We start from the raw sequence: 8,431 nt of genomic DNA on the forward strand, positions 1-8,431 counted from the left end.
TGAGAGCTGTTATTAACTTGTGATGAAAGACACCTCAAATAAAGCAAAAACAATCGAGAGGGACTATTTATAGTCCAAGTAGGGTGGCAACGCGGGTTAAACTCGTCCCTAAATATGGGGATGAGTTTTTATTTTAATTGTATCTTGGAGGATATTATGGAAACAATGGGAAGCTTAAGAAGAACAAATATGTGTGGAGAATTAAGCAAGAATGATATAGGCAAAGAAGTTGTTCTGATGGGGTGGGTGCAGAAAAGAAGAAGCTTAGGCGGACTTATATTTGCGGATTTAAGAGATATAACAGGCTTAATTCAAATTGTGTTTGACACTGAAGTAAATAAAGAAAGCTTTGAAAAAGCAGAAGGCTTGAGAAGCGAATTTGTTATTGCCGTAAGAGGAAGGGTTTTAGAAAGAGAATCTAAGAACCTTGAATTAGCTACCGGAGAAATAGAAGTATATATCGAAGAGCTTAAAATATTGGATACTGCTGAAACTCCTCCGATTTATATAAAGGATGACGATGACGTTTCTGAACAAATGCGTTTAAAATATAGATTTCTTGATTTAAGAAAACCTCATATGCAAAATAATCTTATGTTAAGAAGCAAGACATCAAAGGTTATAAGAGATTTCTTATATGAAAATAACTTCAATGAAATAGAAACACCTTTTTTAACAAAGCCGACACCTGAAGGAGCAAGAGATTATTTAGTGCCAAGCAGAGTTAATCCCGGCAAATTTTACGCATTGCCGCAATCACCGCAGCTGTTTAAGCAGCTGTTGATGGTTTCAGGTATGAACAGATATTTCCAAATAGTAAGATGCTTCAGAGATGAGGACTTAAGAGCAAACAGACAACCTGAATTTACACAGGTTGATATTGAAATGTCATTTGTTGATGTAGAGGATGTTATTTCTGTAAATGAAAAGCTTATTCAGAAAATATTTAAAGAAGTTAAAAATGTTGATATAGAGCTTCCCATCAAACGTATGTCGTATAAAACGGCAATGGACAAATACGGTTCAGATAAGCCTGACTTGCGTTTTGGATATGAGCTTACTAATATTACTGAAATATTTAAAAATTCTGAATTTAATGCTTTTAAATCAACTTATGATTCAAATGGGTTAATAAAATGTGTTAAAATAGATTCATCAGCCGATGATTTTTCAAAGAAGGGAATTTCCAAGCTTGAAAAGTTTGTAAAAACATATGGTGCTAAGGGTCTGGCATGGATGAAATATGAAAATGGAGTAATTGACTCACCAATAGCTAAATTTTTAAGTGAAGATGAACAAAATAAATTGATTTCAACTCTTGAGTTAAAAGAAAAAGATATCGTGTTTATTTTAGCAGACAAGGAATCGGTTGTTAATACTGCTCTTGGAGCACTAAGAATTGAAATAGCCCACGATAAAAATCTTATAGATGAAAGTAAATATGAATTAGTTTGGATAACTGATTTTCCATTGTTTGAATATGACGATGAGGAAGAAAGATATGTGGCAAAGCATCACCCGTTTACGGCTCCGGTAGATGAAGATATTGATAAATTAGAAACTAATCCGCAAGAGGTAAGAGCCAAAGCTTACGACATAGTAATAAACGGCGATGAAATAGGCGGAGGAAGTATTCGTATAACTAACAGAGAGCTTCAAAACAGAATGTTCAGAGCACTTGGCTTCTCAGACGAGGAAGCAAATGAAAAATTCGGATTCTTGCTTGAAGCATTTAAGTATGGTGTTCCTCCTCACGGTGGAATTGCATACGGCTTAGACCGTTTTATGATGCTGTTGACTGAAAGTGATAACATAAGAGACGTAATAGCATTTCCTAAAACTCAAAGTGCTACATGTTTAATGACGGAAGCACCAACTTATGCTACTGCAAAGCAGTTAAAGGAGCTTAGCATAGAAGTTACCGAGTAGTAAGAAAGGAAGAAGATAATGGATCAAGTTGGAAAGATAGAACAAATAAATGAAAATAAAGCGATTGTATCGGTTAAAAGAGTGTCCGCATGCGGTGATAATTGCAAAAGCTGCGGTTCAACCTGCAATCAAAAAAGTGTAACAATTGAAACAGATATAACAGGAGATTACGAAGTAGGCGATTATGTTGAAATAACAACTGAAAATGAAGTAATGATGAAACATATATTAGTTTTATACGGAGTGCCGCTGCTGATTATGCTGGGCGTAATCGGTATTGTTCAGCTTCTTTCAGATAGTCCTGATAAGGATATGATTTCTGCTGTTTCCGCATTATTGTCTTTAATAGGTTCATATTTTATATTGAAAGCTTATGATAAAAAAGAAATGAAGAAAAATGTTCTCAAGTTTACGATAGGTAAAAAACTATAAAGGATAAACAATGAATATATTTGAAATGCAATATGAAAATTCAATAAAGAAATCAGGGCCTCTCGCGCAGCGCATGAGGCCTAAGACACTTTATGATTTTGTAGGTCAGGAGCATATTGTGGGAGAAGGAAAAATATTAAACAGAGCAATAAAAGCTGACAAGCTTTCCTCTGCCATTTTTTATGGTCCTCCCGGAACAGGCAAGACAACATTAGCAAGAATAATAGCTGAAAATACAAACAATAATTTTACCACTCTAAACGCTGTGACCAGCGGTATAAAGGACATAAAAGAAAAAATAAGCTTTGCTGTTGATGAATTGTCACTTTATAATAAAAGAACAATTCTTTTTATAGATGAAATTCATAGGTTTAATAAAGCCCAACAGGATGCTCTTTTACCTTATGTAGAAAACGGTACTATTATTTTGATTGGTGCTACAACTGAAAATCCTTACTTTGAAGTGAACCAGGCCTTAATTTCTCGTTCATTGGTTTTTGAGTTTAAGAAAATAGACGATAAGCATATTAAAGATGTGATTAAAAAGGCAATAGCCGATAGAGAAAATGGCTATGGAAATAAAAATATAGAAATTGATGAAGATGCAATAGATTTGATAGTCAATAATTCAAACGGTGACGTAAGAAAGGCATTGAGCGCTTTGGAATTAGGTGTTGAAACCACCGATGAAAAGGATGGTATAATAAAAATTGACATAAATGTTGCATCAGAATGCATTCAAAGAAAAAAGATTGAATATGATAAAACAGGCGATAATCATTACGATACAATTTCAGCTTTTATAAAGAGCATGAGAGGTTCTGACCCTGACGCTGCGGTATTTTGGTTGGCTAAAATGATAAAAGGAGGAGAAGATCCGAAATTTATTGCACGAAGAATTATAATATGTGCATCTGAAGATGTTGGTAATGCAGATCCAAGGGCTTTACAGTTAGCCGTTAGCGCATTTCATGCAGTAGAAATTATAGGTTTTCCGGAAGGACGAATCATTTTAGCTCAAGCAGCAATATACGTTGCATGTGCACCGAAAAGCAATGCATCTATTATAGCAATAGATAAGGCATATGATGCGGTAGAAAAAAGCTCTTTGGAGGTTCCTGTTCATTTAAGGGATAAAAGCTATAGCGGAGCAGAAAAGTTAGGAAGAGGATTAAGCTATAAGTATCCTCATGACTATAATAAATTTTATGTAAAACAAAATTATCTTCCTGAATCGCTGAAGAATATCAGTTTTTATGAACCTAAAGAATCCGGGTATGAAAGTAAAATTAAAAAGTTTTTAGAATACCTGCAAAGCTAAAGGAGGTAATGAATATGGATTTTAAATTATATAACACGGATATAAAAGATATAAGTATAGAAGAGAAAATAAATAAAAAATTTGATTTTGATTTATTGGACAAAAATAAAAAATATGATTTGAACGTTGAATTTTATAACAAGGATTTAACGGAAAATTTATTAGACGAGGATATTTCCTATGAAATAAAAAAGGAGCATTACTTGTTTATAAGAACCCTAAGAAACATATTTGAAAAGAATAAAATTAAAATTAATAAGTTTAATTTAATGGGTTCAGTAGAAGATTTAAATGAAAATGAAATATTTATTTCAGTATTAAAAACTAACGGCAGCAAAAAAGAAAACATAATATGGCCATGTAAGGAAATATTTATTTTTGAGGATCATAAAAATCAATTAGATACCTTATTGTACAGCAATATAATTTCGGAAAATGATTATGAATATAATTTAGATAATTTAAAAGAAGAATTCAATATATACGACAATGATGAAGAACATCGTTATTTGAATTAGCGTTATCCTCACTTGTAACCTTATATATTTTTTTTAATAAAATATAGTAAGTAATGCGTAGAGGAGGATACAGTATGGAACTTTATATTATAACTTTTAAGCATGGAAATTATGCCGTGGCGGCATTCAATAAATTACAGGGGTACGGAGTGAGAAATATTTACCTTACACAAACTCCTTTTAGTATTAAGAGCGAGTGTGATCTTTGCATCAAGGCGTATGGAAAGGATGCCTACAATATTGTAATGAAGGAATGCAGGAAAGTACCTGTTGATAATGTATTTATGGAAATTAAGCAGAATGGTAAGACCTTGTACAAAATGTTGTAATAATATTGTAAGATGATTTTACCATTAAGGTGAGCACAAGCGTAACTTGTGCGATTTTTAAAATTTAATGTTGACAAAAATAGTAGGGTATAATATAATTGGTTATACCCTACTAAGATAGTGGGAATTATGATGAGAGGAGACGGTTTATGATTTTATCAACAAAGGGCAGATATGGATTAAAAGCAATATTTGAACTTGCACTGAATTATGGTTCAGGACCGGTTTCTCTTAAAAAAATAGCAGAAAAATATGAAATTTCTGAAAGTTATTTAGAACAACTTTTTGCTAAATTGAAAAAAAGTGGGTATATTGATACGATAAGGGGTCCGCAAGGCGGATATTTTTTAGCCCTGAAACCCGATGAAATAACTGTCGGAATGATACTTAGAACATTAGAGGGAGATATTACAACTTCAGAATGCATCAGCAAGGAAGTCTGTTCCAGAGAATCCACTTGTGCCTCAAGAGTGATTTTTGAAAAAATAGAGAATAGTATTAATAATGTTATTGATAATATTACATTGGCTGATATGTGTCAGGAACGTAAAACAAATTTAATTAATTTAACGGAGGAAAAAGATGAGCAAGAAACTTTATCTTGACAATGCTGCAACCACAAAGGTTAAAAAAGAAGTAATAGATGAAATGCGTAAATTTTTTGATGAACAGTACGGTAATCCGTCATCACAATTATACGAATTAGGAAGAAGATCAAAGGAAGCTATAGAAAATGCAAGGAAAATTGTTGCTGATTTTATCAATGCCGATGAGAAAGAAATATATTTTACAGCCGGTGGCTCAGAATCGGATAACTGGGCATTGAAGGGTGTTGCATTCGCTAATTTCAATAAAGGAAAAAACCATATCATAACTACTAAAATAGAGCATCATGCAATACTTCATACTTGCGAGTACTTGGAAAAATTTGGTATCAGAACTACTTATTTAGATGTAGATAAATACGGTATGATAGATTTAGAGCAGTTAAAGGAAGCAATAACTCCGGAAACTATGCTTATATCAATAATGTTTGCTAACAATGAGGTAGGAACTATTCAGTCAATCGAACAAATCGGCGAAATTGCCAAGGAGCATGGAGTATTGTTCCATGTAGATGCAGTTCAGGCAATGGGAGCCGTTAAAATAGATGTTAAAAAGCAGCATATAGATTTATTGTCAATGTCGGCTCATAAATTAGGCGGACCGAAGGGCATAGGCGGTATGTTTATAAGAAAAGGCGTTAAAATAGATAATTTTGTCCACGGCGGCGGTCAGGAACGAGGAAGAAGAGCAGGAACAGAAGGTGTTCAAAATATTGTCGGCTTTGGCAAGGCAGTTGAATTAGCTAACAGAGATTTTGATGCTCATGTAGAAAAGCTTACATCATTAAGAAATAAATTTATTGAAGGAATTAAAAATAACATACCCGATGTAATCCTTAACGGACATCCTACCATGAGATTGCCTAACAATATTAACTTTTCATATAAATATGTAGAGGGAGAATCAATTCTTTTACTTTTAGATATGGAAGGAATAGCTGCATCAAGCGGTTCAGCATGCACATCCGGCTCACTTGATCCGTCACATGTGCTTTTGGCTACAGGGCTTGACCACGGAACAGCTCACGGCTCTATCCGTTTCACAATAAGTGAAGAAATAACAGAAGAGGATATAGACTTTGTTGTTCAGACAATGAAGGGCATAATAGAAAAGTTAAGAAAAATGTCACCAATTAAAAATGACGAAGATTTATATAAAAAATAAACAAAAACAATTCGGAGGAAGATTATGTATACAGAAGCAGTAATGGACCATTTCAGAAATCCAAGAAATGTCGGTTCAATGGAAAACGCGGATGGTGTAGGTCAGGTAGGAAACCCCAAATGCGGAGATATAATGAAAATATACTTAAAAATAAATGATGATATAATTGAAGATGTTAAGTTTGAAACCTTCGGCTGCGGTTCGGCGATTGCTTCATCAAGCATGGCAACAGAGCTTATAAAGGGCAAAAGCATAAACGAAGCTGTTGAATTAACAAACAAGGCAGTTGTAGAAGCCCTGGGAGGACTTCCACCTGTAAAGGTTCACTGCTCGGTATTGGCAGAACAGGCAGTAAAATCAGCACTTTTCGACTATGCACAAAAAACAGGCAAAGTAATCAAGGGTCTGGAAAATTATGAACCAATAGATGACGACGATATTCATTGCCATTAAACAAAAAGCGGAGAAGAGAGATAATCTTAACTCCGCTTTTATTTTAACCGTTTATTCAAATCTTAAAATTTTGAGAAACCAAAGCCATAAACCTCCTGTACCGTTCTGACCGTTACAAACACCTTAGGATCTATTATTTTAAGCTGCTTTTTCAATATATAGTATTGCTTTCTGTCAAGTATGGTCACTATTATATCCTTTTCTTCATTTGTGTAACCGCCTTCAGCCTTGTACAGAGTTACGCCTCTGTCTAATTTGTCAAAAATGTATTTCTTTATTTCATCAGGCTTGTCGGAAATAATAACAACCTCGTTTTTAACTGAAAAGCCATCAAGAAAATAATTTACCACCACTCCGTTTAAAAACCAGCCGAAGGCTCCCACTATACCAGTCTGTACACCGTAAGTGAAGAAAGCTAAAGCAACTACTATTACATCGGCGGTCATCAAGCCCTTGCCAATATCCATATTGAAATATTTATTTAATATTTTGGCAACAATGTCTGTGCCTCCCGTTGATGCATTTTGATTAAATACTATGGAAAGTCCTATGGCAGATATAACTATTCCGCATATTAAATTTAGTAATATTTCATCTGTTACAGGTGATGATACAGGAAAGAATGTTTCCATCAGATACATAAATAAAGATAAAAATATTACCGAAAAAATTGTTTTTCCGCCAAATTCCTTGCCTAAGAAAATAAATCCTAATATAAACAACATGAAATTTAGAAAAAAGTTTATAAAGGAAATGGGTATGTTTATATAATTGTTTAAAACAATTGAAAGCCCTGATACTCCTCCTGTAGCTAAGTTTTCCGGAACCATGAAATAATACACGCCTAAGGCTACAAAAAATGAGCCAATTGCTATAAAAAAATATTCCTTTAATATTTGTCTGTTTATTTTAATCACCTCTACAATATAGATTACTTTAATCTCCACTCTTCAATTTTCTTATCTGTTACCTTGACTTTGACGCTTTGATACAATGAATTGATTAATCTTTTATCTTCAGTATTAATATCAACCTTGTAGCTAAAGGATTTTATTTCTCTCGGAGCGAGGGTAAAAGTTGTATCTGAATTATAATCAGGCACTATGTCATAATATGGATGTTCCGGATTTGTTTTCATAATTTGCACATTAAAATCAATCGAACCGAAAGGCAGCATATTAATTGCTTTGAATCTGTATTCGATTGTTTTTCTTTCAGGTTCAGTTATATCCGGAGTTGATATACGTACATCTGGATAAAGGATTTTAACAGGTGATATTATTATTGAAATAACAAATATTAAAAGTAATGCCATTAAAATACAATTAAAATACTTATAGAACTTATCCATTTTTACCCCCTTACAAATTCTAACAGAAATAGCAAATCTGTTTTATTTCCCTTTTAAGAATTTATCTATGATTTCATCATCAAGGAACAATCGTTCCTTTTCATTTTCTGTAATATTTTCTAAAGGGTGAAATTCTATGTCGTTAATAAAAAGATTGTCACTAAACCAATTATTTTCAAAATATTCATGATTATAATCAATATATATTTTACAGCTGTATTCAAAGTCCTTAAAGGATAGATTAAATCCGGATTTATTCAGAGTGGTTCTTGTTTGTATTTGTCAACTGAAAATTAGGTCAAAAGGTCATTTAATTTTAGGTCACTTT

At 33.2% G+C, this 8,431-nt stretch carries 10 protein-coding genes; 8 read left to right on the top strand and 2 right to left on the bottom strand.

The genetic code is table 11. The features are described 5' to 3' along the window. Window positions 1-156 precede the first annotated feature (156 nt). The 8 genes from aspS to nifU all read left to right on the top strand — a co-directional run bounded on the left by aspS (window position 157) and on the right by nifU (window position 6,752). Window positions 157-1,929 (top strand): aspartate--tRNA ligase, encoded by a 1,773-nt coding sequence (gene aspS / locus RT412_RS15850; protein WP_313340779.1) that lies wholly within the window; start codon window positions 157-159, stop codon window positions 1,927-1,929. An 18-nt stretch (window positions 1,930-1,947) separates the two neighbouring features. Continuing rightward, window positions 1,948-2,361, top strand: coding sequence for a SoxR reducing system RseC family protein (locus tag RT412_RS15855; RefSeq protein WP_313340777.1), 414 nt, complete (start codon window positions 1,948-1,950; stop codon window positions 2,359-2,361). A 10-nt stretch (window positions 2,362-2,371) separates the two neighbouring features. Beyond that, a complete protein-coding gene (locus RT412_RS15860; RefSeq protein ID WP_313340775.1) occupies window positions 2,372-3,682 on the top strand; it encodes a replication-associated recombination protein A in 1,311 nt (436 codons plus the stop codon). A gap of 14 nt (window positions 3,683-3,696) precedes the next feature. Beyond that, window positions 3,697-4,200, top strand: a complete 504-nt coding sequence (locus RT412_RS15865) for a hypothetical protein (RefSeq protein ID WP_313340773.1) — start codon at window positions 3,697-3,699, stop codon at window positions 4,198-4,200. A gap of 74 nt (window positions 4,201-4,274) precedes the next feature. Continuing rightward, the gene (locus tag RT412_RS15870) at window positions 4,275-4,529 is read left to right on the top strand and encodes a putative Se/S carrier-like protein (protein ID WP_313340772.1); all 255 of its coding nucleotides are present in this window, start codon (window positions 4,275-4,277) and stop codon (window positions 4,527-4,529) included. Window positions 4,530-4,678: 149 nt separating this feature from the next. Continuing rightward, a complete protein-coding gene (locus RT412_RS15875) occupies window positions 4,679-5,134 on the top strand; it encodes an Rrf2 family transcriptional regulator (protein ID WP_313340771.1) in 456 nt (151 codons plus the stop codon). Next, complete coding sequence (nifS, locus tag RT412_RS15880; protein WP_313340770.1) at window positions 5,112-6,299, top strand: cysteine desulfurase NifS; 1,188 nt, start codon at window positions 5,112-5,114, stop codon at window positions 6,297-6,299. The genes RT412_RS15875 and nifS overlap by 23 nt, the downstream gene beginning before the upstream one ends. A 24-nt stretch (window positions 6,300-6,323) precedes the next feature. After that, complete coding sequence (gene nifU / locus RT412_RS15885) at window positions 6,324-6,752, top strand: Fe-S cluster assembly scaffold protein NifU (RefSeq protein ID WP_313340768.1); 429 nt, start codon at window positions 6,324-6,326, stop codon at window positions 6,750-6,752. A gap of 62 nt (window positions 6,753-6,814) precedes the next feature. On the opposite strand, the gene RT412_RS15890 is transcribed toward nifU, so the two are convergent. Together RT412_RS15890 and RT412_RS15895 are read right to left on the bottom strand one after the other, a co-directional pair. Continuing rightward, a complete protein-coding gene (locus RT412_RS15890; RefSeq protein ID WP_313413325.1) occupies window positions 6,815-7,699 on the bottom strand; it encodes a YitT family protein in 885 nt (294 codons plus the stop codon). Beyond that, window positions 7,684-8,103 carry a hypothetical protein gene (locus RT412_RS15895; RefSeq protein WP_313340764.1) on the bottom strand — a complete coding sequence of 140 codons (420 nt, stop codon included), beginning with the start codon at window positions 8,101-8,103 and terminating at the stop codon, window positions 7,684-7,686. Before RT412_RS15895 ends, RT412_RS15890 begins: the two co-directional genes overlap by 16 nt. Window positions 8,104-8,431 lie beyond the last annotated feature (328 nt).

Source organism: Sedimentibacter sp. (assembly GCF_032080165.1).
In the GTDB taxonomy this organism is placed as follows: Bacteria; Bacillota; Clostridia; order Tissierellales; family Sedimentibacteraceae; genus Sedimentibacter.

Excerpts from the sequence above, each read along its gene's own strand:
- aspS (WP_313340779.1), top strand. The coding sequence starts at position 157 with ATGGAAACAATGGGAAGCTTAAGAAGAACAAATATGTGTGGAGAATTA.
- RT412_RS15855 (WP_313340777.1), top strand. The coding sequence starts at position 1,948 with ATGGATCAAGTTGGAAAGATAGAACAAATAAATGAAAATAAAGCGATT.
- RT412_RS15860 (WP_313340775.1), top strand. The coding sequence starts at position 2,372 with ATGAATATATTTGAAATGCAATATGAAAATTCAATAAAGAAATCAGGG.
- RT412_RS15865 (WP_313340773.1), top strand. The coding sequence starts at position 3,697 with ATGGATTTTAAATTATATAACACGGATATAAAAGATATAAGTATAGAA.
- RT412_RS15870 (WP_313340772.1), top strand. The coding sequence starts at position 4,275 with ATGGAACTTTATATTATAACTTTTAAGCATGGAAATTATGCCGTGGCG.
- RT412_RS15875 (WP_313340771.1), top strand. The coding sequence starts at position 4,679 with ATGATTTTATCAACAAAGGGCAGATATGGATTAAAAGCAATATTTGAA.
- nifS (WP_313340770.1), top strand. The coding sequence starts at position 5,112 with ATGAGCAAGAAACTTTATCTTGACAATGCTGCAACCACAAAGGTTAAA.
- nifU (WP_313340768.1), top strand. The coding sequence starts at position 6,324 with ATGTATACAGAAGCAGTAATGGACCATTTCAGAAATCCAAGAAATGTC.
- RT412_RS15895 (WP_313340764.1), bottom strand. The coding sequence starts at position 8,103 with ATGGATAAGTTCTATAAGTATTTTAATTGTATTTTAATGGCATTACTT.